At 69.1% G+C, this 835-nt stretch carries 1 protein-coding gene; it reads right to left on the reverse strand.

Annotated elements, in window-relative coordinates; translation table 11 throughout:
* On the reverse strand, positions 1-494 hold a 494-nt coding region (locus ACTWQJ_RS51880), incomplete at its 3' end, for an IS110 family transposase (protein ID WP_443313278.1).
* Positions 495-835: the final 341 nt, after the last annotated feature.

Below are 835 nucleotides of genomic sequence, written 5' to 3' on the forward strand. Positions count from 1 at the left end.
TTGAGCTGGTTGATGGCCTGGGTCCTGGACTTGATCGCGGACCCCTTCGCCAGCTTGAACAGCCGCAGCATCTCCACCGGGCCGTCGCTCGTCTTCGCTGCGGCGGTGGCGCGACCGGATAACACGGCGCGGGCGGCGGCTTCGGCATCGATGGCGTCGGTCTTGCCGTGGCGCCGTCGGGCGGCCTTGTCGGGCTGGTTGACTTCGGTCACCTCGATGCCCTCGGCCCGCAGGTGCCGCGTCAGGGCTGCGCCGTAGGATCCGGTGCACTCGACCCCGGCTCGCCGCAGTATGCCGAACGAGCGTGCCCAGGACAGGAGCTGGCGGTATCCCTCGGCGGTCGCCGGGAAGCCGCGGCCGCCCAGAGTGGCGCCGAGCGTGGTGATGACGGCCGCGGCGTGGACGTCTTTGTGGGTGTCAACACCGAGCAGGATGTCCTCCTCGGCTTCGGCTGGGATGTGACATGGGGCCGTGGGCTGCGTGATGCTGGGCAAGGTCGCTGGTCTCCTGATCGCCTCGGGTGCCGGTGGCCGTCGCCGGGCCGGGGCGGTCAAGACTGTGACGGTGCCTGTCGCGAAGGCCCCTATCGGGACACGTCCCCTGCCTGGCGGCAGCGAGTACCGCTCCAGGCGGCAGCCGACAGATCAACGCCAAGGCAACAACGCCAGTCGAAGCACGGGTCAGGCCACCGCCCGGAGCGGCACCCGATCATCCTCACAGTCGAAGCACGAACCGGTGCGGCCCATGCTCTGCCGCAGCCCCAACTTATTTATCTCGCACCGGAGTTCGTCTGCGGTGTATTCGCTGCCGCGGTCCGAATGCGCGATGCAGCCGG

The organism is Streptomyces sp. KR55 (assembly GCF_052245645.1).
GTDB lineage: Bacteria > Actinomycetota > Actinomycetes > Streptomycetales > Streptomycetaceae > Streptomyces > Streptomyces flavusporus.